This is a genomic window from Kurthia sp. Dielmo (genome assembly GCF_000307285.2).
Lineage (GTDB): Bacteria > Bacillota > Bacilli > Bacillales_A > Planococcaceae > Kurthia > Kurthia populi.
Window position 1 is genome coordinate 564,216 of the sequence record NZ_HE578956.1, and the last position, 25,434, is coordinate 589,649.

The 25,434-nt window shown below is 37.0% G+C and carries 23 protein-coding genes and 1 pseudogene; all 24 read left to right on the plus strand.

The features are described from left to right. The first annotated feature begins 158 nt into the window (after positions 1-158). The 24 genes and pseudogenes from KTHG_RS03140 to pnp all read left to right on the plus strand — a co-directional run bounded on the left by KTHG_RS03140 (position 159) and on the right by pnp (position 25,412). A complete protein-coding gene (locus KTHG_RS03140; RefSeq protein ID WP_020189469.1) occupies positions 159-926 on the plus strand; it encodes a FliA/WhiG family RNA polymerase sigma factor in 768 nt (255 codons plus the stop codon). An 18-nt stretch (positions 927-944) separates the two neighbouring features. Then, positions 945-1,253: a hypothetical protein gene (locus tag KTHG_RS03145; protein WP_020189470.1), complete on the plus strand. Its 309-nt coding sequence runs from the start codon at positions 945-947 to the stop codon at positions 1,251-1,253. An 8-nt stretch (positions 1,254-1,261) separates the two neighbouring features. Continuing rightward, positions 1,262-1,765 carry a hypothetical protein gene (locus tag KTHG_RS03150; RefSeq protein WP_186439487.1) on the plus strand — a complete coding sequence of 168 codons (504 nt, stop codon included), beginning with the start codon at positions 1,262-1,264 and terminating at the stop codon, positions 1,763-1,765. A 171-nt stretch (positions 1,766-1,936) separates the two neighbouring features. Next, entirely contained in the window at positions 1,937-2,665 is a 729-nt protein-coding gene (rpsB, locus tag KTHG_RS03155; protein WP_020189472.1) for a 30S ribosomal protein S2, read from the plus strand. Between the two features lie 95 nt (positions 2,666-2,760). After that, positions 2,761-3,639: a translation elongation factor Ts gene (gene tsf, locus KTHG_RS03160; RefSeq protein WP_020189473.1), complete on the plus strand. Its 879-nt coding sequence runs from the start codon at positions 2,761-2,763 to the stop codon at positions 3,637-3,639. Between the two features lie 93 nt (positions 3,640-3,732). Continuing rightward, complete coding sequence (pyrH, locus tag KTHG_RS03165) at positions 3,733-4,449, plus strand: UMP kinase (protein WP_020189474.1); 717 nt, start codon at positions 3,733-3,735, stop codon at positions 4,447-4,449. A gap of 18 nt (positions 4,450-4,467) precedes the next feature. Continuing rightward, positions 4,468-5,025 (plus strand): ribosome recycling factor, encoded by a 558-nt coding sequence (gene frr / locus KTHG_RS03170; RefSeq protein WP_020189475.1) that lies wholly within the window; start codon positions 4,468-4,470, stop codon positions 5,023-5,025. 137 nt (positions 5,026-5,162) lie between these two features. Next, positions 5,163-5,948, plus strand: a complete 786-nt coding sequence (locus KTHG_RS03175; protein WP_020189476.1) for an undecaprenyl pyrophosphate synthase — start codon at positions 5,163-5,165, stop codon at positions 5,946-5,948. A 3-nt stretch (positions 5,949-5,951) separates the two neighbouring features. Continuing rightward, complete coding sequence (locus tag KTHG_RS03180; protein ID WP_020189477.1) at positions 5,952-6,752, plus strand: phosphatidate cytidylyltransferase; 801 nt, start codon at positions 5,952-5,954, stop codon at positions 6,750-6,752. Between the two features lie 12 nt (positions 6,753-6,764). Continuing rightward, entirely contained in the window at positions 6,765-7,910 is a 1,146-nt protein-coding gene (gene dxr, locus KTHG_RS03185; protein WP_020189478.1) for a 1-deoxy-D-xylulose-5-phosphate reductoisomerase, read from the plus strand. A gap of 64 nt (positions 7,911-7,974) precedes the next feature. Continuing rightward, positions 7,975-9,234: an RIP metalloprotease RseP gene (gene rseP / locus KTHG_RS03190; protein ID WP_020189479.1), complete on the plus strand. Its 1,260-nt coding sequence runs from the start codon at positions 7,975-7,977 to the stop codon at positions 9,232-9,234. A 115-nt stretch (positions 9,235-9,349) separates the two neighbouring features. Continuing rightward, the gene (locus KTHG_RS03195) at positions 9,350-11,059 is read left to right on the plus strand and encodes a proline--tRNA ligase (RefSeq protein WP_020189480.1); all 1,710 of its coding nucleotides are present in this window, start codon (positions 9,350-9,352) and stop codon (positions 11,057-11,059) included. Positions 11,060-11,193: 134 nt separating this feature from the next. Then, a complete protein-coding gene (locus KTHG_RS03200) occupies positions 11,194-15,525 on the plus strand; it encodes a PolC-type DNA polymerase III (protein ID WP_044527265.1) in 4,332 nt (1,443 codons plus the stop codon). 132 nt (positions 15,526-15,657) lie between these two features. After that, positions 15,658-16,146 carry a ribosome maturation factor RimP gene (gene rimP, locus KTHG_RS03205; RefSeq protein WP_020189482.1) on the plus strand — a complete coding sequence of 163 codons (489 nt, stop codon included), beginning with the start codon at positions 15,658-15,660 and terminating at the stop codon, positions 16,144-16,146. Positions 16,147-16,170: 24 nt separating this feature from the next. Then, positions 16,171-17,310: a transcription termination factor NusA gene (gene nusA, locus KTHG_RS03210; RefSeq protein ID WP_020189483.1), complete on the plus strand. Its 1,140-nt coding sequence runs from the start codon at positions 16,171-16,173 to the stop codon at positions 17,308-17,310. A gap of 30 nt (positions 17,311-17,340) precedes the next feature. Further along, on the plus strand, positions 17,341-17,613 hold the full coding sequence (gene rnpM / locus KTHG_RS03215; protein ID WP_020189484.1) for an RNase P modulator RnpM: 273 nt from the start codon (positions 17,341-17,343) through the stop codon (positions 17,611-17,613). Between the two features lies 1 nt (position 17,614). After that, positions 17,615-17,929, plus strand: coding sequence for a YlxQ family RNA-binding protein (locus tag KTHG_RS03220; protein WP_020189485.1), 315 nt, complete (start codon positions 17,615-17,617; stop codon positions 17,927-17,929). Positions 17,930-18,083: 154 nt separating this feature from the next. Beyond that, the gene (gene infB / locus KTHG_RS03225; RefSeq protein WP_020189486.1) at positions 18,084-20,036 is read left to right on the plus strand and encodes a translation initiation factor IF-2; all 1,953 of its coding nucleotides are present in this window, start codon (positions 18,084-18,086) and stop codon (positions 20,034-20,036) included. Then, entirely contained in the window at positions 20,036-20,314 is a 279-nt protein-coding gene (locus KTHG_RS03230) for a DUF503 domain-containing protein (protein ID WP_020189487.1), read from the plus strand. Before infB ends, KTHG_RS03230 begins: the two co-directional genes overlap by 1 nt. A gap of 18 nt (positions 20,315-20,332) precedes the next feature. Next, positions 20,333-20,689 carry a 30S ribosome-binding factor RbfA gene (gene rbfA, locus KTHG_RS03235; protein ID WP_020189488.1) on the plus strand — a complete coding sequence of 119 codons (357 nt, stop codon included), beginning with the start codon at positions 20,333-20,335 and terminating at the stop codon, positions 20,687-20,689. Positions 20,690-20,791: 102 nt separating this feature from the next. After that, positions 20,792-21,702: pseudogene (gene truB / locus KTHG_RS03240) on the plus strand (tRNA pseudouridine(55) synthase TruB). Between the two features lie 12 nt (positions 21,703-21,714). Continuing rightward, positions 21,715-22,665, plus strand: coding sequence for a bifunctional riboflavin kinase/FAD synthetase (locus KTHG_RS03245; protein WP_020189490.1), 951 nt, complete (start codon positions 21,715-21,717; stop codon positions 22,663-22,665). A 200-nt stretch (positions 22,666-22,865) separates the two neighbouring features. Further along, on the plus strand, positions 22,866-23,135 hold the full coding sequence (gene rpsO, locus KTHG_RS03250; protein ID WP_010286308.1) for a 30S ribosomal protein S15: 270 nt from the start codon (positions 22,866-22,868) through the stop codon (positions 23,133-23,135). Between the two features lie 153 nt (positions 23,136-23,288). Further along, positions 23,289-25,412: a polyribonucleotide nucleotidyltransferase gene (pnp, locus tag KTHG_RS03255; protein WP_020189491.1), complete on the plus strand. Its 2,124-nt coding sequence runs from the start codon at positions 23,289-23,291 to the stop codon at positions 25,410-25,412. Positions 25,413-25,434 lie beyond the last annotated feature (22 nt).

Consider the following 25,434-nt stretch of genomic DNA (forward strand, 5'->3'; position numbering starts at 1 on the left):
ATTTTTCTCTGAATTCTACAAATTCTTAAATGGTAAGTAAATTTATTAGGGGTAATCCTTTTATTTACGCATATTCTGTTGTATATACATTCCAAAATATAGGTGAGATTTGCTATAATAATTGAAGGGAATGTAGATAGAGTGAGGAGGGTAATTTGATGCAAACAACTTCAGTAGAAGAGCAAAAACTATGGCAAAGTTGGAAGACCAATCGAGATCCTCATGCAGGAGACGTACTAATGCGAAAGTATAAGCCATTAGTATCTTACCATGTGCAAAGAATTGCTGTTGGATTACCTAAAAGTGTGTCGCGTGATGAACTAAATAGTTTAGGTATGATGGGATTATTTGATGCTTTAAATAAATTTGATCCTACACGGGATTTGAAATTTGATACGTATGCTTCATTTCGAGTGCGTGGTGCTATTATTGATGGACTTAGAAAAGAAGATTGGCTACCACGTTCAGCGCGTGAGAAAACAAAGAAAATGGATATGCTTATTGAAGAAATGGAACAAAGATTGCAAAGGCATGTGACACCTGAGGAAGTAGCGATTGAATTAAATATAACGGTTGATGAAGTGTTTCAAACGGTTCGAGAACATTTTGCTTCAAATATTTTATCAATGGATGAACAATTACAGGATGATGAATCAGATAATAAAACTTTTTCAATTCGAGATGATTCAATCAAAACACCGGAACAAGAAGCAATGCAAGCAGAGTTAATACAAGATTTATCTGCAAGTATTTTAAAATTAAATGATAAAGAGCAATTAGTATTAAGTCTTTTTTACACAGAAGAAATGACGCTAACAGAAATAGGTGAAATGTTAGAATTATCAACTTCCAGAATTTCACAAATACATTCAAAAGCCTTATTTAAATTACGTAACTTACTAACAGAAGAAATGAGAAACTTATAATTTAATGGGGGGAATGTAATGTCATTAAAAAGTATTGAACTTCAAATTGCGTTACCTAAAACGTTTGAAGCTGGTAAGATGGCTGATAATGCGCAGCAATATGTTAATGGTAATCAATCAATGGCTCAAATGGCTACAGAAAAACAGACGTTGAAAAATCGGACGACTGTTTTAAAGTCAGAAGATACATCGAAAGTCGGAGATGAACACCCAGATAAACGAAAAAAATCTAATGAATCATCACATTCAAAAAAAGAAAAATACCAATCAAAAGAACATTCAACGCAACATCCATTTAAGGGTAATTTTTTTGATTTTAGTGGTTAGGAGATACAATGATGCTCAGCATAATTATTATTTTTCTTGTCATTGCTCAGTGTCTAAGTTTTTATTTTATCGTTCTTTTAAACCTGAAGATTTCTTCTTTAAAAGAAGTAGAAGAAAAACAACAGCGCATGAAAGACGATATGGATGATGCTATAGGAGCTTATTTAGCTGAAATGAAAGATGAAAATAATCGTTTGATTCAAGAGATGAAAACGATAAAAAAACAATCTACTAATAACTCACCATCGTTTATTAATAAGCAAGATAGCTCAGTGTATACAGAAAATACAACTGATCGTGACGATGAAATAGAAACGATACAAAACAACTTCAAGGTCCCTAAAGCCTATGCTAAAAAAGCATATCAAACCAAACAACTTGATGAAAATGAACTTACAGTTGAAGAGCAAGTAATTCAAATGTATAAAAAAGGACTTTCTATTTCAGACATTGCTAAAAGAGTAAATAGAGGTAAAACAGAAATTGAATTATTACTAAAATTTCAACAATAACTAAATAAAAATAGTTGCTAGTGAATAGGGACTATGGTATATTAACAATTGGTGTTATTATTACACACGCATTCTGATATATAGGGTGGTGCTTTGAATAATTAAAGTTCTCTATATAAATGATGAATGCGGAGGAAAATTAAATCAAAAACCTTTAGGAGGAACCAAATCATGTCAGTAATTTCAATGAAACAATTACTAGAAGCTGGTGTACACTTCGGTCACCAAACTCGCCGTTGGAATCCAAAAATGAAAAAATTCATCTTTGTTGAACGTAACGGTATCTACATTATCGATTTACAAAAAACAGTTAAAAAATTAGAAGAAGCTTATAACTTCATGCGTCAAGTTGGCGAAGAAGGCGGTAAAGTTCTTTTTGTTGGTACTAAAAAACAAGCTCAAGAAGCTATTAAAGAAGAAGCTGAACGTTCAGGTAACTACTACATCAACCAACGCTGGTTAGGTGGTACATTAACTAACTTCGGTACTATTCAAAAACGTATCGCTCGTTTAAAAGAAATCGAACGTATGGAAGAAGACGGTACTTTCGAAGTACTTCCTAAAAAAGAAGTTGTTCAACTTAAAAAACAACATGAACGTCTTGTACGCTTCTTAGGCGGTATCCGTGATATGCAAGCTATTCCAGATGTAATGTTTGTTGTTGATCCTCGCAAAGAACGTATTGCTGTTGCAGAAGCACACAAATTAAACATTCCAATCGTGGCTATGGTTGATACTAACTGTGATCCAGATGAAATTGATTACGTTATTCCATCAAACGATGACGCAATCCGCGCTGTAAAATTAATCACTTCTAAAATGGCTGATGCTTTAATCGAGTCTAAACAAGGTGAAGAAGAAGCGCAAGTTGAAGCTACAGAAGCAGCTTCAGCTGAGTAATTTCTTATTTTAGAGACAGGTGATAAGCGGATAATCCCTCTTATCACCTTTTTTTGAGAAAAATAAACTTTTCAATTGTATAGGAGGAACTATCAATGGCAGTAACTGCTAAAATGGTTAAAGAATTACGTGAAAAAACTGGTGCTGGAATGATGGATTGTAAAAAAGCATTAGTACAAACTGATGGAGATATCCAAGCGGCTGTAGATTTCTTACGCGAAAAAGGCTTAGCTGCAGCTGGTAAAAAAGCTGACCGTATCGCGGCAGAAGGTACTACTTTCATCGCCGAAAAAGGTAATGAAGCTGTACTTTTAGAAGTAAATGCTGAAACTGATTTCGTTGCTAAAAACGAAGGTTTCCAAACTTTAGTTAAAGAATTAGCTGAACAATTATTATCTGCAAAACCTGAAAATGTTGAAGCAGCTTTAGAATCTAAAATGGAAAGTGGCGCAACTGTTGCTGAACATATTTCATCAGCAATCGCTACTATCGGTGAAAAAATTACTCTTCGTCGTTTCGTAATCGAAACTAAAACAGATGCTGATGCTTTCGGCGCTTATTTACACATGGGCGGTCGTATTGGTGTATTAACTGTTGTTGAAGGCACTACTGACGCTACTAAAGCGAAAGATGTAGCTATGCATATTGCTGCAATCAACCCTAAATATGTTTCTCACGACCAAATTTCTTCTGAAGAAGTTGAACACGAACGTAAAGTTTTAACTGAACAAGCTTTAAATGAAGGTAAACCTGAAAACATCGTTGCTAAAATGGTAGAAGGCCGTTTAAACAAATACTTCAAAGAAATTTGCTTACTTGACCAACCATTCGTTAAAAATCCAGATGAAACTGTTGCTAAATTCTTAGGCGACGCTAAAGTAACTGAATTTGTACGTTACGAAGTAGGCGAAGGTATCGAAAAACGTGAAGATAACTTTGCAGAAGAAGTTATGAACCAAGTTAAAGGTAACTAATTTTTTCAATCAAATAGTTTTATTAAAGTAGGGAGCACAGTAACACCGTGTTCCCTATTTTTCAAGAAAAAAATATGGAGGTCTAAAGAGCTTATGCCAGAACAATATAAACGCGTAGTCATTAAATTAAGTGGGGAAGCACTAGCTGGTGAAGCAGGTTTCGGCCTAGCACCAAAAGTTGTTAAATCAGTAGCAGCGCAAATTAAAGACGTAGTAGACTTAGGAGTGGAAGTTGCCTTAGTAGTAGGTGGCGGGAACATTTGGAGAGGTAAAATTGGAGCAGAAATGGGTATGGAGCGTGCCAATGCAGATTATATGGGCATGTTAGCGACTGTTATGAATGCTTTAGCTTTACAAGATTCATTAGAAAACCTAGGTGTACCAACTCGTGTACAATCTTCAATTGTGATGACACAAGTTGCTGAACCTTACATTCGTCGTAAAGCAGTTCGTCATTTAGAGAAAAAACGTGTAGTAATTTTTGCTGCCGGTACAGGTAACCCATACTTCTCTACTGATACAACGGCTTCATTGCGTGCAGCTGAAATTGGCGCAGATGTCATTTTAATGGCGAAAAATAATGTAGATGGTGTATACTCTGCAGATCCACAAGTTGATGAAAATGCTGTTAAGTACGAAGAATTGACATATTTAGATGTTATTCAAAAAGGATTACAAGTAATGGATTCAACTGCTTCAACGCTATGCATGGACAATGATATCGATTTAGTAGTATTCTCATTATTAGAAGATGGAAACATCAAACGTGCTGTAATGGGCGAAAAAATCGGTACTACAGTGCATAAATAAAACTCAGGAGGATTAAACATGTCAAAACAAGTTATCGATCAAGCAACAGATCGTATGTCTAAAGCAATTGATGCATTTTCTCGTGCACTTGCGGCAATCCGCGCAGGTCGTGCAAATGCTTCACTATTAGACCGTATTTCTGTTGACTATTACGGAGCTCCAACACCATTAAATCAAATGGCAGGTATTTCAGTTCCTGAAGCTCGACTTTTAGTCATCCAACCATATGATAAAACAATTTTAGGCGATATTGAAAAAGCAATCTTAAAATCAGATCTTGGTATTACACCAACAAATGATGGTTCAGTAATTCGCTTAACAATCCCAGCGCTTACAGAAGAACGTCGTAAAGATCTTGTAAAAGTGGTAAAAAAAGAAGCTGAAGAAGCGAAAGTTGCTGTTCGTAATATCCGTCGTGATGTAAATGATGATTTCAAAAAAGCTGAAAAAGCTGGCGAAATTACAGAAGATGATTTACGTGGATATAGCGATGATGTTCAAAAATTAACTGATGATCACATCAAAGAAATTGATGAACTAGCTGCTGAAAAAGAAAAAGAAATTCTATCAGTTTAATAGAACTTTCCAAAATAAAAAGACGTCCTCTATATAATAGGGACGTCTTTTTTAGTGATATAGAGGAAAAAGAATGTTATTTTTGTTATGATAGATGAAGTATACGTTCCGATATGCAAGCTAGTGGAGGATTTTAAATGTTAGATAAACTCGGATGGAGAAAAACAGATAAAAAGGACGCTACATTACAAGAACGCATGTTAAAAGTGCGTAGTGAGAGCGTACCACAACACATTGCGATTATTATGGATGGTAATGGTCGTTGGGCACAAAAGCGTGCTCTACCGCGTGTAGCAGGACATCATGAAGGGATGAAAAATATACGTACAATTACGCGCTGTGCAAATAAAGTAGGTATTGGTGCGTTGACATTGTATGCTTTCTCAACAGAAAACTGGAAACGTCCACGTAAAGAAGTAGAATTTTTAATGCGCTTACCAGAAGAATTTTTAACTTCATTTTTACCTGAATTAATGGAGTTAAATATTCGTGTTCGAATGATTGGCGAAATAGATGCATTACCTACACATACGCAAAAAGCTGTTCAAAATGCGATGAATACGACTGCAAGTAATACAGGTATGATACTTAATTTTGCATTAAATTATGGTAGTCGTCGTGAAATGGTTTTATCTGTTCAAGAAATTGTTACCCAAGTTCAAAATGGAACGTTAAGCTTGGAAGACATTTCAGAAGAAACAATTTCGAATCATTTAATGACATCACAGCTACCAGATCCAGATTTGCTTATTCGTACCAGTGGAGAGCTTCGCTTAAGTAACTTCCTATTATGGCAGCTTGCTTATAGTGAATTTTGGTTTACAGACGTGCATTGGCCTGAATTTAGCGATAAAGATTTGCTAGAAGCAGTAGAAAGTTATCAATCGCGCAATCGCCGTTATGGTGGATTGAAAGGAGAATAAATCGTGAAACAGCGTATTATTACAGCCATTATTGCGGCATTATTATTTGTACCGTTTGTTGTATATGGCGGAACGCCATTAACAATCGTTATTTATATAATCGCAGCAGTAGGGCTTTTTGAAATGCTTAAAATGCGCAATCTATCACTATTCTCTGTACCGGGTATATTAGCATTAGTTGGCTTATTTGCTATGTTAATGCCTGAAGGATGGGAAAGTGCTATTATCGACGCAACAAGTTATTCAAAATTGGAATGGCTTGTCCTTGTTACAGCATTATTATTAATTTATGTTGTATTAAAGAAAAATAAATTTACATTTGACGATGTTGGTTTTTTACTTGTATCTGTATTTTATGTTGGTGTAGGGTTTTATTACTTTATGGCAACACGAGATGCATCAGATGGCCTGTTATATATTGTCTTTGCATTAGTTGTTGTATGGTCAACTGACTCAGGAGCCTATTTTGTAGGGCGTAAACTTGGTAAAAATAAACTTTGGCCAGAAATTTCACCGAAAAAAACGGTTGAAGGTTTTGTAGGTGGTATTATTATCGCCATCATCGCTGTTTTCATCTTTGAAATGATTACACATCTTGAAGTGCAGTGGTGGAAGTTAATTGTTGTCACAATTGTTGCTTCTATTGTTGGGCAAATGGGTGATTTAGTAGAATCAGCTATTAAACGTCATTATGGCGTAAAAGATTCAGGGAAAATCTTACCTGGACATGGTGGTATTTTAGACCGTTTTGATAGTCTATTATTTGTATTACCACTGCTACATTTTTTACATTTTGTTGGATAGGAGATCATCATTATGAAGTCGATTAGTTTGTTAGGTGCAACAGGTTCAATTGGACAGCAAACACTTGATATTGTAAAAGATCATCAAGAAGAATTTGAAATTGCTGCATTAGCATCAGGTAAAAATATTGAAAAAACGAAGGAAATCATTCGTGAATTTTCTCCAAAACTTGTTTCTATGCAATCAGAAGAAGATGCACGAGCTCTATCAAAAGAATTTCCGGGATTAGAAGTAACGCATGGTCCACAAGGATTAATTGATGTCGCGACATATAGCGATTCAAATGTGTTATTAAATGCTGTATTAGGTAGTATTGGATTGGAGTCTACCCTGGCTGCAATTCGTCAAAAGAAAGCTATTGCAATTGCAAATAAAGAAACCCTTGTGACAGCAGGGCATCTCGTAATGGCGGAAGCAAAAAAATATGGAGCACCTATTTTACCAGTGGATAGTGAGCACTCAGCACTTTGGCAATCAATGAATGGCGAAAATCCAAAATCTGTAGAACGCTTGATTTTAACTGCATCAGGTGGTAGTTTCCGTGATAAAACACGTGAAGAGCTTGAAGGTGTGACAGTCAAACAAGCATTGAATCACCCGAATTGGTCAATGGGTGCAAAAATCACAATTGATTCAGCGACATTAATGAATAAAGGGCTGGAAGTAATTGAAGCTGCTGTATTGTATGGCATGTCATATGATAAAATTGATGTTTTAATTCATCGCGAATCAATTATTCATTCGATGGTTGAATATCACGATTCAAGTGTTATGGCGCAGCTTGGTACAGCGGATATGCGTACACCAATTCAATACGCTTTAAGTTATCCAGAACGTTTACCACGTTCAACAGCTGAACGATTAGATTTAGCTAAGATTGGTCAATTACATTTTGAAAATGTTGATTTTGATCGTTTCCGTTGCCTAGGCTTTGCATATGAAGCAGGACGTATGGGCGGTACGATTTTAACAGCAATGAATGCAGCTAATGAAGCAGCTGTTGGTTCGTTTTTACAAGAAAAAATTACATTCCTTCAAATTGAAGATGTTATTGAACGTGTGATGCAAACACATGACAATGTTCAAAATCCAGATTTAGAAACAATTTTAGCTGTAGATAAGGAAACAAGAAAAATTGTTGAAGGCATGATAAAATAGCATACAGATGACGGGGCGTGCAATCTTGCATGAAAGTCAACTTTATTATTAAAGGTGGGATTTGATGCAATCAGCAATTGCATTTATATTCGTATTTGGTATGATCGTTTTTTTCCATGAGTTAGGACACTTTATTTTTGCAAAACGCTCTGGCATTATGGTACGTGAATTTGCAATCGGTTTTGGACCGAAATTATTAGGCATTAAAAAGGGTGAAACACTATATACAATTCGTCTGCTACCAATGGGCGGTTATGTACGGATGGCTGGCGATGATTTAGATAATGTTGAATTACAGCCAGGCTATCGTATCGGGTTTACACTAAATGAAAATGATGAAATTACTCGTCTTGTCATGAATCAAAACAAGCAATTGCCCGATATGCTTTTTTTAGAAGTTGAGAAAGCAGAACTTCAAAAAGAATTATGGGTGGAAGGCTATGATGAAGATGAGCAGCTCGTACGTTACAATGTCGCGCGTGACTGTATCATTGAGGAAAATGGTCAAGAAACACAAATTGCACCATATGACCGCACATTTAATGCAAAATCACTGGGCAAACGTGCGATTACAATTTTTGCAGGGCCATTATTTAACTTTATTTTAGCGATTGTGATTTTCGTCATCATTGGTTTCGTGCAAGGGATTCCGACGAATGAACCTTTAATTGCTAAAGTAGTAGATGATAGTCCGGCTGCTGTAGCAGGCTTTGAAGAAAAAGATTTAATCACGTCTGTTAACGGTAAAAAAGTTGATAAATTCCAGGATTTATCAGCAGTTATTCAAGGAAGCCCTGGTAAGGAAATTACGATTGGTGTCGTACGTGATGGGCAAGATAAAACCTTGAAGGTAACGCCAAAAGAAGTGGAAGTAAATAAAGAAAAAGTGGGGCAAATTGGTATTCAGTATGCGAATACGTATGATAAAAATCCACTTAAAGCAATTCCATATGGATTTGAACAAACATGGACTTGGCTTGTTCAAATTGTGAAAATTTTAGTTGTGCTCGTAACAGGTGGATTTACGCTAGACGCTTTATCTGGTCCTGTAGGTATTTATGAGGCAACATCTGAAGTGGCTAAATATGGTTTCGTAACATTATTAAGTTGGGCTGCCGCACTTAGTGTAAATCTTGGTATTATGAACCTATTACCATTCCCCGCACTAGATGGTGGACGACTTGCATTATTTTTCTATGAATTAGTACGTGGTAAACCACTTGATAAAAATAAAGAAGGTATTATTACGTTTGTTGGATTTGCATGTCTGATGGTCTTAATGGTCGCGGTAACATGGAACGACATTCAGAGATTCTTCTTTTAGATAGTGAGAAAAAAGTTCATTTGCACAGCAAATGAACTTTTATTGCTTAAAAACATAACAAAAGGCTCTTTGTCTTGTATAATAGAGTCAACTATATTCAAAGGTGAGGTTAAACATGAAACAATCTAAAACATTTATCCCAACTTTACGTGAAGTACCAGCAGATGCTGATGTAAAGTCACATCAATTATTACTTCGCGCAGGATTTATTCGCCAAAGTACATCAGGCGTTTATTCATACCTACCATTAGGTAAAAAAGTGCTTGCAAACATTGAAAAAATCGTTCGTGAAGAAATGGATGCAGTAGGTGGTAACGAAGTATTACTTCCAGCACTACAACAAGCTGAATTATGGCAAGAATCTGGTCGTTGGGAACATTACGGCCCAGAATTAATGCGTTTAAAAGATCGTCATAACCGTGATTTTGCATTAGGACCAACTCATGAAGAAGTTATTACAGCATTAGTTCGCGATGAAGTGAAATCATATAAAAAATTACCATTAACACTTTATCAAATTCAAACAAAATTCCGTGATGAAAAACGTCCTCGCTTCGGATTATTACGTGGTCGCGAATTCATTATGAAGGATGCTTATTCTTTCCATGCAACACAAGAAAGCCTTGATGAAACATATGATGATATGGTTCAAGCATATAAAAATATTTTCACACGTCTAGGCTTGAACTTCCGTGCAGTTATTGCTGACTCAGGTTCAATTGGTGGTAAAGATACACATGAATTCATGGTGTTATCTGAAATTGGTGAAGATACAATTGCCTACTCTGATACATCTGATTATGCAGCCAACATTGAAATGGCAGAAGTAAAAGTAGATTATTCAGCACCAGATGTTGATATGACAGAACTTCAAAAAGTAGAAACACCAGATCAAAAAACAATTGAAGATGTTGCAGCATTCCTAGAAGTACCTGCTAGTAATATTGTGAAAACATTAGTATTTAAAGTAGATGAAGAATTAGTAGTTGTTCTTGCTCGTGGCGATCATGAAGTAAATGATATTAAATTAAAACATGCACTAGATGCAGAAACAGCAGAATTAGCAACAGATGAAGAAATCGTTGAATTATTAGGTAGCCATATAGGTTCACTTGGCCCAATTAAATTACCAGTTGGCGTTAAAGTAGTAGCAGATCATGCAATTAAATCGATTCGTAATGGTGTAGCCGGCGCAAATGAAGATGGCTATCATTATACAGGGGTTAACCCAGGTCGTGACTTTGCTGTTGATGCATATGAAGATATTCGCTTCATTCAAGTAGGCGATCCTTCTCCAGATGGTGAAGGTACAATTAAATTTGCTGAAGGAATTGAAGTAGGCCACGTATTTAAACTAGGCACAAAATATTCTGAAGCATTAAATGGCATGTTCTTAGATGAGAATGGTCGTAATCAACCATTTATCATGGGTTGCTATGGTATCGGTGTATCACGTGTAATGGCTGCAGTAGCAGAACAATATCAAGATGCATATGGTTTCACATGGCCTCAACAAGTAACACCGTATGATGTGCACTTAATTACAGTGAATACAAAAGATGATGCACAAAATGAATTATCAGAAGATCTTTATAAACTATTAACTTCTTATCGTTATGATGTACTTCATGATGACCGTAAAGAACGCGCGGGCGTTAAATTCGCAGATTCAGATTTAATTGGGTTACCAGTGCGTGTAACAGTAGGTAAAAAAGCGGTTGACGGTATTGTTGAAGTAAAAGTTCGTCAAACAGGCGAAACATTTGAATGGGCAAAAGAAGAATTAATTGATCGTTTAAATAATCTATTAAAAACAACAAACTAATTTATAGATAGCCTGAAAAAAGCTTGAGCAATCAAGCTTTTTTCTTTTGTCTAAATTGGAAGTATGAGCCTTTGTATGATGCTACGATTTCACGTACAATAGAAGATGAACGTTTAAAGAAAGTAGGTGCAAGCATGTCTAATGAACATGAAGCAAAACAACGTTTTCAGATCTTATTACAACAAATTGGTCTGACAGATGATGTTTACATGCCGTTTTTTGAAGCGGCAGAAATGACACGAATGACGGTGCATAAACAGCAACGTGTTTGGAAGTTTACTTTGAAAACACCAAATATTTTACCGTATCGTGTGTATCAATTATTTAAAATGAATGTGGAAAAAGCATTTTCACAAATTGCACAAGTACAACTGCAATTTACGACAGAACAGCCACAAGTGACAGAACAATTAATTCAAGATTATTGGATGACAGTTGTTAATGATTTAGAAGAGATTTCACCACCATTACGAAAAGGTTTAGCAGAGCAAATACCGCAATGGAATGGTCAAAAACTTTCGTTAACATGTAAACGTGATTTTGAACTTGAAGCCTATAAACATAAATATACTGATAAAATCTCAATGAATTATGGTTATTATGGATTTCCAAATTTGCCTGTAGCGTTTGCTTTAAGTGAAGCTACAGAAGAATTGGTAGAGGAACAACAGAAATTTTTAGAGCAGCGTCGTATTGAAGAAGAACAATTTGCGAAAAAAGCTGTAGAAGATATGCAAAAACGTGAGCAAGAAAAAGCGAATAGTGGAGACGAAGATGATGACCGTCCATTCCAACTTGGTATTGCAATGAAGCCTGATGATACATTAATGGAAATTCAACAAATTCAAGATGAAGAACGTCGTGTGACAATTGAAGGATTTGTATTTGATGTAGAAGTGAAAGAGCTACGTAGTGGTCGTTCGCTCTTAACGATGAAAGTTAGTGACTACACGGATTCTATTTTAGTGAAGATGTTTTCACGTGATAAAGATGATGTATCAATTATGCAAAAAGCAAAAAAAGGCATGTGGGTACGCGCACGTGGGTCGATCCAAAATGATACGTTTGTACGTGATTTAGTTATGATGGCGCAAGACATGCAAGAAATTCGTCCGCAAATTCGTTCGGATAAAGCGCCAGAAGGAGAACGTCGTGTAGAGCTCCATATGCACTCATCAATGAGCCAAATGGATGCGACATCTTCAGCAGCAGAGCTTGTGACACAGGCAGCTAAATGGGGACATCCAGCAGTAGCGATTACAGATCACGGTGGAGCACAAGCATTTCCAGAAGCTTATGGCGCTGCAGAGAAAAATGGCATTAAAGCGATTTTTGGCGTTGAAGCTAACTTAGTGGATGATGGGGTGCCGATTGCTTATGAACCTCGTCATATTGAGCTTGAGCATGCAACATTCGTTGTTTTTGATGTAGAAACGACAGGTTTATCAGCTGCATACGATACAATTATTGAATTGGCTGCTGTGAAGATTGTAGACGGTGAAGTGATTGATACATTTGAAAGTTTTTCAAATCCACATCACCCATTATCTGCTACAACAATTGAATTAACAGGAATTACAGATGACATGGTTCGTGATGCACCAGAAGTAGAAGAGATGATTGCGAAATTCCACGATTTTATTGGAGATGGAATTGTCGTCGCACATAATGCTTCATTTGATATTGGGTTTTTATATGAAGCATATAAAAAAGCTGGAATCGACCACTTTGATCACTCTGTAATCGATACACTGGAATTAGCTCGCATGCTCTATCCAACGATGAAAAATCATCGTTTAAATACATTGTGTAAAAAGCTAAATATCGAACTAACGCAACATCACCGTGCGATTTATGATACAGAAGCGACAGGTTATTTATTACTTCATCTATTAAAGGATGCCGTGAAAGAAAAAGACATCGCATTCCATGATGATTTTAATAAATATGTTGGCGGCGGAGATTCTTATAAACGTTCTCGCCCAACGCATTGTACGATTTTAGCGCAAACACAAGACGGTTTGAAAAATATGTTTAAACTAATTAGTGAGGCGCATACAGAAACTTTTTATCGCGTCCCTCGTATCAAGCGTTCATCATTACAAAAATATCGCGAAGGATTATTAGTGGGTTCTGGTTGTTCAGATGGTGAATTTTTTACAGCTGTTATGCAGAAATCCGTTGATGAAGCGATGGAAGTGGCAAAATTTTACGATTATTTAGAAGTACATCCCAAGGGCGTATATAAGCCTTTATTAGAACGTGAATTAATTAAAGATGAATGGAATATGGAGGATATTGTGCGTAAAGTTGTGAAAATCGGTAAAAAGCTGGACAAGCCGGTTATTGCGACAGGAAATGTACATTACCTCCACAAAGAGGATTCGATTTTCCGTAAAATTCTGATTCGTTCACAAGGTGGAGCGAATCCATTAAATCGTGCGGAACTGCCTGAGAGTCACTTCCGTACAACCGATGAAATGCTAGAAGACTTTGCTTTCTTAGGCGAAGATTTAGCGAAAGAAATTGTTGTGACAAACTCACAAGCTTTAGCTGAATCGATTGATAAGGTAGTGCCAATTAAAGATGATTTATATACACCTAAAATTGAAGGGTCAGATGAAGAAGTAACTCGACGAACATACAAAATGGCACATGAAATCTACGGTGAGATACTACCGGAAATCGTAGAAAAACGAATTGAAAAAGAATTGAAGTCTATTTTAGGACATGGATTTGGTGTTATTTATTTAATTTCTGCGAAGCTCGTAAAAAAATCATTATCTGATGGTTATCTAGTAGGTTCACGTGGTTCTGTAGGATCTTCCCTTGTTGCAACATTTATGGAGATTACAGAAGTAAATCCATTAGCACCTCATTATATTTGTCCAAACTGTAAGCACTCGGAATTCTTCGAGGATGGTTCGGTTGCTTCGGGTTATGACTTACCGAATAAGGATTGTCCAGAATGTGGTACGGCTTATAAAAAAGATGGGCAAGACATACCGTTTGAAACGTTCTTAGGATTTAAAGGGGATAAGGTACCCGATATTGATTTGAACTTCTCTGGTGAATATCAACCGCAGGCACATAATTATACAAAAATTTTATTCGGTGAAGATTATGCTTTCCGTGCAGGAACAATTGGTACGGTAGCAGAAAAAACAGCTTACGGTTATGTAAAAGGATATGGTCAAGACCATAACATTAACTTCCGTGGTGCTGAGGTGGATCGTCTTGTACAAGGTTGTACGGGTGTTAAACGTACAACCGGGCAGCACCCAGGTGGGATTATTGTTGTACCAAGCTATATGGATATTTATGATTTTACGCCAATTCAATACCCTGCAGATGATCAAAATGCAGAATGGCGTACCACACACTTTGATTTCCACTCGATTCACGATAATATTTTAAAACTCGATATTCTAGGACATGATGATCCGACCGTTATCCGTATGCTACAGGACTTATCGGGTATCGATCCAAAAACGATTCCAACCGATGATACAGAAGTAATGAAAATCTTTACTGGTCCAGAAGTTCTTGGAGTAACGGCTGAACAAATTATGTGTAAAACAGGTACGCTAGGAATTCCGGAATTTGGTACGAAGTTTGTACGTGGTATGTTAGAAGAAACGAAACCATCGACGTTTTCTGAGCTTGTGCAAATTTCGGGATTGTCTCATGGAACGGATGTATGGCTAGGGAATGCAAGTGATTTAATTGCCGATGGTACATGTGTGTTATCTGAAGTAATTGGTTGTCGTGATGATATTATGGTGTATTTAATTTATCAAGGTTTGGAGCCTTCATTAGCTTTCAAAATTATGGAGCATGTGCGTAAAGGGAAAGGCTTAACTGAGGAAATGGAAGCAGCAATGATGGCTGAAAATGTACCAAAATGGTATATCGAATCATGTAAAAAAATCAAATACATGTTCCCGAAAGCCCATGCGGCAGCCTATGTATTGATGGCGATTCGTATTGCGTACTTCAAAGTGCATTTACCAATTCTTTATTATTGTGCTTATTTCACTGTACGTGCTTCGGATTTTGATTTAATCGCGATGGTCAATGGACCAGAAATGATTAAAGCACAAATGAAAGAAGTGAGTGATAAAGGCTTAGATGCTTCTGTTAAAGAAAAAAGTTTATTAACAGTACTTGAATTATCACTAGAAATGTGTGAACGTGGCATGCATTTCCAAAAAGTTGACTTGTATCGTTCAAAGGCAACAGAATTTGTAATTGATGGGCAAAGTTTAATTCCACCATTTAATGCGATTCCTGGTTTAGGGAATAGTGTAGCAGAGATGATTGTCAAAGCGCGGGAACAAGGTGAATTCTTATCAAAAGAAGATTTACAAATTCGTGGGCGTGTTTCAAAATCATTAATCGAGTATATGGACCGCTTAGGTTGTCTTGAAGGATTACCAGAAGCGAACCAATTATCACTGTTCTAGCCTATTCTATTGCATTGTAGCGCTATTTGTGATAGGATTTAAGTAATTATTTGTTGATAGTACGACGGCAAAAGAGTGGGATTTCCCGCTCTTTTCTGTTTGTCTATGACAATAACTAGTCAGGAGGAGAGTATGAGTAAAGTTACGTCTGAAATTGAACAGCTCGCAATGCCAATCGTTGAAGAGTTAAAACTAGAACTTGTCGATGTAGAGTTTGTGAAAGAAGGGCGCGATTGGTTTTTACGCGTCTATGTAGATACTCCTGAAGGAAATATTGATATTGATCAATGTGCCCAAGTTAGTGAAAAACTGAGCGAGAAGTTAGACGAATCGGATCCTATTTCGCAAAACTATTTCCTTGAAGTATCTTCACCAGGAGCAGAACGTCCTCTGAAAAAGGAAGCAGATTACATTAAAGCAATCGGCCAATTCGTTCACATGAAAACATATGAGGCAGTCAATGGAATGAAAGTCTTTGAAGGATATTTAAAATCATTTACCGATGAAGGCGCCGAAATTGATATGCTAATTAAAACTAGAAAAGTGAAAGTTCTTATTCCAAAAGATAAAATTGCCAATGCTAGGTTAGCAATCGACTTTTCGAAACACAAAGAATTTTAAATATTGTAGGAGTGAAAAAATAAAATGAGTAAGGAATTAGTTGGTGCATTAAAAGCACTAGAACAAAAAGGGATTTCTCGTGAAATTATCGTAGATGCAATTGAAGCGGCATTAATCAACGCTTACAAAAAAAATTATGATCAAGCTGCCAATGTACGCGTTGACTTAAACCTAGAAAAAGGAACAATGCGCCTTTATTCACGTAAAGATGTAGTCGGTATCGTAGAAGATGAACGTTTACAAATTTCATTAGAAGATGCTAAAGAAGTGAACCCATCATACGAACTTGGCGATGTTGTAGAAAAAGAAGAAGTTCCTCGTGATTTCGGTCGTATCGCAGCAACAACTGCTAAACAAATCGTTACACAACGTTTCCGTGAAGCAGAACGTGGTCTTATCTATGAAGAATACGTAGACCGTGCAGATGATATCATTAATGGTGTTGTTGAACGTATGGATGCTCGCAATATTTATGTAGGTATTGGCAAAATCGAAGCTGTATTACCGCAAAACGAACAAATTCAAGGCGAAACGTACGAACCACATGATCGTATCAAAGTTTATATCACAAAAGTAGAACGCTCTACTCGTGGTCCACAAGTATTCGTATCACGTACTCACCCTGGCTTACTTCGTCGTTTATTCGAACTTGAAGTACCAGAAATCTTTGAAGGTACTGTAGAAATTAAATCGATTTCACGTGAAGCGGGCGATCGTTCTAAAATCTCTGTAGTAGCTCATAATGAAGAAGTAGATCCTGTAGGTGCTTGTGTAGGTGCTAAAGGTGCACGTGTTCAAACAATCGTTAATGAATTAAACGGTGAAAAAATCGATATTGTTGAATGGTCAGAAGATCCAATCGAATTCGTTGCGAACGCACTTAGCCCATCAAAAGTTCTTGATGTTCAAGTAAATGAAGAAGAAAAATCAACAACAGTTGTTGTACCGGATTATCAATTATCATTAGCAATCGGTAAACGCGGTCAAAATGCTCGTCTTGCTGCAAAATTAACTGGTTGGAAAATCGATATTAAATCAGAAACGGATGCACGCGAATTAGGTATTTACCCTAACGAAAATTCTACATTTGTACCAGTAGAAGATGAAACAGTTGCTTCTGAAGAAGTAGAAATCGATTTATACCAAGACGGCGAAGAAGCATAATCGTCCGAATCAATTTGGAGGGTGAAAAGTATGCCAACAAATCGTAAAGTGCCACTGCGCCGTTGTGTTGCAACAAATGAAATGCATCCTAAAAAAGAGATGATTCGTGTTGTACGCTCAAAAGAAGGCGAAGTATCAGTAGATGTAACAGGCAAAAAATCAGGACGGGGTGCTTATGTTTCAAAAACAGAATATGCTGTTAATGAAGCAAAACGTAAAAATGTATTAAAGCATCAGCTTGAAGTAGAAATTCCAGAACAAATTTATGAAGACTTACTAGCAGTTATTCGAAAGGAATCGTAAAATGACAACAGAACAAGCCATTTTTAATTTATTGGGAATCGCTGCCAGTGCAAGAAAAGTCGTATCAGGCGAAGAACAAGTGGTAAAAGAAGTACGTGGGAATGATGCCAAACTTGTCATTATCTCAGCAGATGCTTCACAAAACACAACAAAAAAATTGCACGATAAATGTGCATATTATAATGTGCCGATTTATGTCTTTGGTTCGCGTGAGCAATTAGGTCATGCGACAGGACGTGAAACGCGTGTATCTCTAGCAATTATGGATAACGGCTTTGCTAAAAAGCTATCGCAGTACTTCAATGAGTTAGCGTAAGTTGTCTGTCTATGAGATACTGGTGTTGACCACTTCAGAAAGGCCATCATTACAGCCGAAGGACAGCCAGGAACTCGTCCTACGATAAACGGGATGGCGATCTAATGTCGTTTATCGTAAAAAGACAAAACTAAACAACAAGTAAGGAAGTACTATGACTAATAATTCATCATCTAAAAACAATAATAGCAATAGTAACACTAACAATAGTAACTCTCGCAACAATAATAACCGCGGTGGTGGACGTCCAGGTCAAGGTGGACGTCCAAACCAACGCCGTCGACCAGGTATTCATGGCGGACAACGTCGTAAAAACCGTCCAACACCTCCACCACCAGTGAAAAAAGAATTGCCAGAACAAATTACGTTCTATGAATCATTATCTGTTGGGGAGTTAGCGAAAAAATTAGGTCGCGAACCTTCTGAAATCATTAAAAAATTATTCATGTTAGGTATCATGGCTACAATCAACAACGAACTTGATAAAGATGCCATCGAATTAATTTGTGCTGATTATGGTGTAGAAGTTGAAGAAGAAATTCGTATTGACCGTACGGACTTAGGTACGTACTTCGAAGACGAAGAAGAGCACCCAGAAGATATTAAAGAACGCCCACCAGTTGTAACAATCATGGGTCACGTCGATCATGGTAAAACAACATTACTTGACTCAATTCGTAATACAAAAGTTACGGAAGGTGAAGCAGGCGGTATCACACAACATATCGGTGCTTACCAAGTAAAAGTTAACGACAAAAAAATCACATTCCTTGATACACCTGGACACGCAGCTTTCACAACAATGCGTGCTCGTGGTGCAAAAATCACGGATTTAACAATCTTAGTTGTTGCAGCTGATGATGGTGTCATGCCTCAAACAGTAGAAGCAATCAACCATGCGAAAGCGGCAGAAGTGCCAATTATCGTAGCAGTAAACAAAATGGATAAACCTTCTGCAAACCCTGATCGTGTAATGCAAGAATTAACAGAACATGGTTTAATTCCAGAAGATTGGGGCGGCGATACAATCTTCGTACCAATCTCAGCACTTAAAGGTGACGGAATTGACCAACTTTTAGAAATGATTCTTTTAGTTTCTGAAGTAGGAGAATTAAAAGCAAATGAAAAACGTTTAGCTATGGGTACAGTAATTGAAGCACAACTTGATAAAGGTCGTGGTTCTGTTGCAACACTATTAGTTCAAAACGGTACATTAAACGTTGGGGATCCAATCGTAGTAGGTAACACATTTGGTCGTGTACGTGCTATGGTGAATGATCTTGGTCGTCGTGTTAAATCTGCAGGTCCTTCAACTCCAGTTGAAATTACAGGTTTAAACGACGTCCCTCAAGCTGGTGACTTATTCGTTGTATTTGAAGACGAAAAACGCGCACGCCAAGTTGGTGAAGCTCGTCAAACATTAGCTATCCAAGAACACCGTAACGAAGGTTCTCGTGTAACATTAGATAACTTATTCGAACAAATGAAACAAGGCGAAATGAAAGAGTTAAACTTAATCGTTAAAGCCGACGTTCAAGGTACAGTAGAAGCTATGGCTGCATCACTTATGAAAATTGATGTTGAAGGTGTAAATGTTAAAATCATTCACACTGGTGCTGGTGCAATTACTGAATCAGATATCGCATTAGCAGCTGCTTCTAATGCAATCGTTATCGGTTTCAACGTACGTCCAGATACAAACGCAAAACGCGCTGCTGAAGAAGAAGGCGTAGATATTCGTTTACATCGTATTATTTACAAAGTAATCGAAGAAATCGAACAAGCGATGAAAGGTATGCTTGATCCAGAATACGAAGAAAAAATCATTGGTAATGCAGAAGTACGTGAAACATTTAAAGTTTCTAAAGTGGGTACAATCGCAGGTGGTTACGTAACAGAGGGTAAACTTGTTCGTGATGCTGGCGTACGTGTTATTCGTGACTCAATCGTTATTTTTGAAGGTGAATTATCTTCATTAAAACGTTTCAAAGACGATGCAAAAGAAGTTGCAAAAGGTTACGAATGTGGTTTCACTATCGCAAACTACAACGATATTCAAGTAGGCGACATTATTGAAGCATTCGTAATGGAAGAAATTAAACGATAATGATTGTTTACGCCGAATGTGAATTTTTTATTCCGACGGTGCATTCGCTAAAGGAAAAAAGAGCTGTGTTACAACGTATGACAATGCGTGCAAAACAACGCTTCAATGTTTCTATAGCAGAAATTAATTATCAGAATGTATGGCAAAGAACGGTTGTTGCACTTGTAGCAGTTGCATCAGATACAGTTGCTGCGAGGCGAGAACTAGACCGAGCCATTGCATTTTTAGAAACAAACTCCGAGTGGGAGTGTACAAATATCAACATCGAGTATTTATAGCAAAGAGGTGAGACTTGTATGTCACAAGTACGTTCAAACCGAGTTGCTGAGCAAATGAAAAAAGAGCTAGGCGACATTATCGGTCGAAAGTTAAAAGATCCTCGTGTAGGCTTTATTACAGTTACAGATGTTGAAGTAACAGGTGATTTGCAACAAGCTACGGTTTATATTACAAGCCTAGGCAACGAACGTGAGAAAGAAGCTACATTAAAAGGGCTTGAAAAAGCAAAAGGCTTCATTCGTTCAGAAATCGCAAAGCGTATTCGTTTGCGCATTACACCAGAATTAACATTTGAATTTGATGCTTCAACTGAATATGGTAATAAAATTGACCAATTACTGCGTCAACTACATGAATCTGAAAAAGATTATTAATATTAAAAGACTGAGAAGCTTCGGCTCCTCAGTCTTTTTTATTGAAATCATACACGCAAAAAGCTATTCTTAAAGAATGAATAGCAACAAAGGAGAATGAACATGCACGGGATTTTACCTTTATGGAAAGAACGCGGAATGACGTCACATGACTGCGTATTTAAAGTGAGAAAAATTTTAAAAATGAAAAAAGTAGGGCACACTGGAACACTTGACCCTGGTGTTGATGGTGTATTACCGATTTGTTTAGGTAATGCAACACGTTTAGCAGAATATATTACCGATGCAGGTAAGGTGTATCAAGCAGTGATTTCAATCGGACGTTCAACAACGACAGAAGATGCAGAAGGCGATACGGTTGAAGAAAATGTTGAGGATAAACATTTTTCTCGTAAAGAATTAGAAACAGTATTTGAAAAGTTAACAGGGAAGATTACACAAGTCCCCCCGATGTTTTCAGCTGTTAAAGTGAATGGCCGTAAATTGTATGAATATGCTCGTGCAGGTGAAACAGTTGAGCGTCCAAGTCGTGAAGTGATGATTTATAGTATTGAATTACTTGATAATGAAGATGCCTATTCGGGTAAAGAAGTAACTTTTTCTGTACGCATTCATTGTGGTAAAGGCACGTATATTCGTACATTAGCTGTTCAAATCGGCGAGTTATTAGGCTACCCTGCTCACATGGCGCAATTAACACGTGTGATGTCAGGTAGTTATACACGCGAGCAATGTGTAACTTTAGCAGAACTACAGTTACTGGCTGATGAAGAGCGCTTAAATGAAGTGATTCGTCCATTAGAAACAGCACTGTCTGATTTTCCTCAACAAGAAATAACAGAGCAAAATGAAAAACAAGTGAAAAATGGTATGGTCCTTCCAATGCACCCAGAGCTAGTAGAACATGATAAACTAGTCTTTGTAGAACAGCAAAAAGCCGTGGCGGTATATGTGAAACATCCATCTAAAAAAATCAAATGAAACCTGAAAAAATGTTTCCAAACATAGATTAGGAGGAACGTTCAATGCAAGTGATTCAATTGATGTATCCACATCACATTCACACAGAAGAAGTGAGTGGCCCTTATTCACTCGCATTAGGCTTTTTTGACGGCGTACATAGAGGTCATCAAAAGGTAATCAATGCAGCGAAAGAAAAGGCACAACAAACGAATACAAAGTTAGCGGTAATGACCTTTGATCCGCATCCTTCGCTTGTTTTAGGGGGACGTAAAGAAGCTATTTTTTACATTACACCGCTTCAACAAAAAATCGAGGTTTTAGAAAAATTAGGTGTTGATACATTATTTGTCGTACGTTTTACATCTGATTTTGCTAAATTAAGTCCAGAAGATTTCGTACAATTATTTGTAAGAGATTTAAATGTAGTTCATGTAACTGCAGGCTTTGATTATACGTTTGGTAGTCGAGGTTGCGGTAATATGGATGTGATGAGAGAGCTTTGTGGTACGGATATTTCCGTACAAGTTGTAGAAAAATTAGAGGATGGTGACGATAAGGTGAGTTCAACACGTATTCGAGGACTACTAAAAGAGGGCAATATTGAAGAAGTTCAAACATTATTAGGACGACCATATCAAACACCAGGTGTCGTCGTTCATGGGGACAAACGAGGTCGTCAAATTGGTTTCCCAACAGCAAATGTTCAAGTACCTGAAGGAACATTTATTCCGGCAAATGGCGTCTATGTTGTGAAAATTCGTGTGCAAGATGAATGGTATGAAGGTATGTGTAATATTGGTTTTAAACCAACATTTAAAAATCCAGATGAAAAACTACTAACAATTGAAGTAAATATTTTTGATTTTGATCGTAATATTTACGGAGAAGAAGTAGCGATTGATTGGTATAAACGTTTGCGCGATGAACAACGTTTTAATGGTATTGAAGCGCTTATTGCACAATTACAAGCGGACAAACAACAATGTATGGAATATTTTGAGGCACAAAAATAATCCATACGCGTGATAAGAATGTAATGGCTAAAAATAAAGAACTATACTTGCAAATGATGTGAATATAGTTGCAACATAAAGCCTTTATATGATACACTTCTTTAAGTGATTTAATCACGGACAACCATTACTTGGTCAATCGATTCTCCAACGATGAACTCAGTAAATGGGGGTTTTTATAATTTTAGGAGGTGTAGAGCATGGCTCTAACAAAAGAACGTAAAAACGAAATCATCGCGGAATTCCGCACACACGAAAGTGATACTGGTTCTCCAGAAGTACAAATCGCTGTACTAACTGCAGAAATCAATTTATTAAACGATCACTTACGTACACACAAAAAGGATCACCACTCTCGTCGCGGTTTATTCAAAATGGTAGGTCGTCGTCGTAACCTATTAAAATACCTTCGTGAAAACGATGTAACTCGTTACCGCGAAACTATTCAAAAATTAGGTTTACGTCGCTAGAATTTAATTCAGCACACAAAAGCGGGCTAGCCCCGCTTTTTCTTATGTTTTCAAACATTTCCTAGATGTTAAAAATGATGAAATTTGATAAAATATACTACTACATAGATAAAAAATGGTGTTAGATAATCGTAGAGAGGAGTTCATTTTACAATGAGCGAAAAAAAGGTGTATACCTATGAATGGGCTGGCCGTCCACTTCAAATTGAAGTCGGTCAATTAGCAAAACAAGCAAATGGTGCAGTAATGGTTCGCTATGGTGATACAGCTGTGTTATGTAATGCGACAGCATCAAAGAAACCAAAGCAAACAGATTTCTTTCCATTAACAGTGAATTATGAAGAAAAGATGTATGCGGCAGGTAAAATTCCAGGAGGCTTTATTAAACGTGAAGGTCGTGCTTCTGAAAAAGCAATCTTAACGTCACGCTTAATTGACCGTCCAATTCGCCCATTATTCCCAGATGGCTTCCGTAATGAAGTACAAGTTATTTCAATGGTTATGTCTGCAGATCCAGATTGTTCAACTGAAATGGCTGCTATGTTGGGATCTTCTTTAGCGCTTATGGTATCCGACATTCCATTTGATGGACCAATTGCCGGCGTGCAAATTGGTTTGATTGATGGCGAATTTATTGTCAATCCAACACCAGAACAAGAAGCCGTATCGTTAATTAACTTAGCAGTAGCTGGTACAAAGGAAGCAATCAACATGGTAGAAGCGGGAGCACTAGAAGTTCCTGAAGAAACAATGCTTGAAGCAATTCTTTTCGGTCACGAAGAAATTAAAAAGGTCATCGCTTTCCAAGAAAAAATTGCAGCTGAATGTGGAAAAGAAAAAATGGCTGTGGAATTACATGAGTTAGATGCTACGCTTATTGCAGAAATCAATGATGCATATGAACCTCAAATGATCGCTGCTATTCAAACATATGAGAAGCATGCACGTGATGAAGCAATTAATGCAGTAAAAGCACTTGTAATGGAAGCTTATACTGAGAAAATTGGCGATGTTGCAGATGCAGAAGCGCAATTAAAACAAGTTTCACAGGTATTGGATAAAATGGTTAAGGATGAAGTACGTCGTTTAATTACGGATGAAAAAATTCGTCCTGATGGTCGTAAATTAGATGAAATTCGTCCACTTTCTTCAGAAGTTAATTTACTTCCTCGTGCGCATGGTTCAGGCTTATTTACACGTGGTCAAACACAAGCGTTATCTGTTTGTACATTAGGCTCATTATCAGAAGTGCAATTAATTGATGGCTTAGGTGTCGAAGAGAATAAACGTTTCATGCATCATTACAACTTCCCTCAATTCTCAGTTGGTGAAGTTGGTCCAATGCGTGGTCCTGGTCGTCGTGAAATTGGGCATGGTGCTTTAGGTGAACGTGCATTACTTGCTGTCATTCCAGATGAAAAAGATTTCCCCTACACAATTCGTTGTGTATCAGAAGTGCTTGAATCAAATGGCTCGACGTCACAAGCATCAATTTGTGGTTCTTGTCTTGCAATGATGGATGCTGGTGTACCATTAAAAGCACCTGTAGCAGGTATCGCAATGGGTCTTGTGAAAAAAGGTGACAACTATGCGGTATTAACAGATATTCAAGGTATGGAAGATCATCTTGGTGATATGGACTTTAAAGTAGCAGGTACAGCTAAAGGTGTAACGGCACTTCAAATGGATATTAAAATTGATGGCATTAACCGTGCAATTTTAGAAGAAGCTTTAGAACAAGCAAAACGTGGTCGTATGATTATTTTAGATTCAATGCTTGCAACATTATCAGGTCCTCGTGAAGAGTTATCAACACATGCTCCGAAAATCAAAAAAATGCAAATTAAACCAGAAAAAATTCGTGATGTTATTGGACCTGGGGGTAAGCAAATTAATAAAATCATTGATGAAACGGGTGTTAAGATTGATACCGAACAAAATGGTACGATTTTCATTGCTTCTGTTGATCAAGAGATGATTCAAAAAGCGCAAGAAATGATTGAAGGAATTGTTCGCGAAGCACAAGTTGGCGAATATTTCATGGGGAAAGTAAAACGTATTGAAAAATTCGGTGCTTTCTTAGAAATTTTCCCAGGTAAAGACGGCTTGCTTCATATTTCTGAAATCCAAGAAGAACGTACAAATAATGTTGAAGATGTTTTAAAATTAGGTGATGAATTACGTGTGAAATGTATTGAAGTTGATGCGAAACATCGTGTGAACTTATCACGTAAAGTTGTTATTCAAGAAGAGAAAGCAGCTGTAGAAGAAATTTAGTCTTTTTATAAAATAAAGTGTA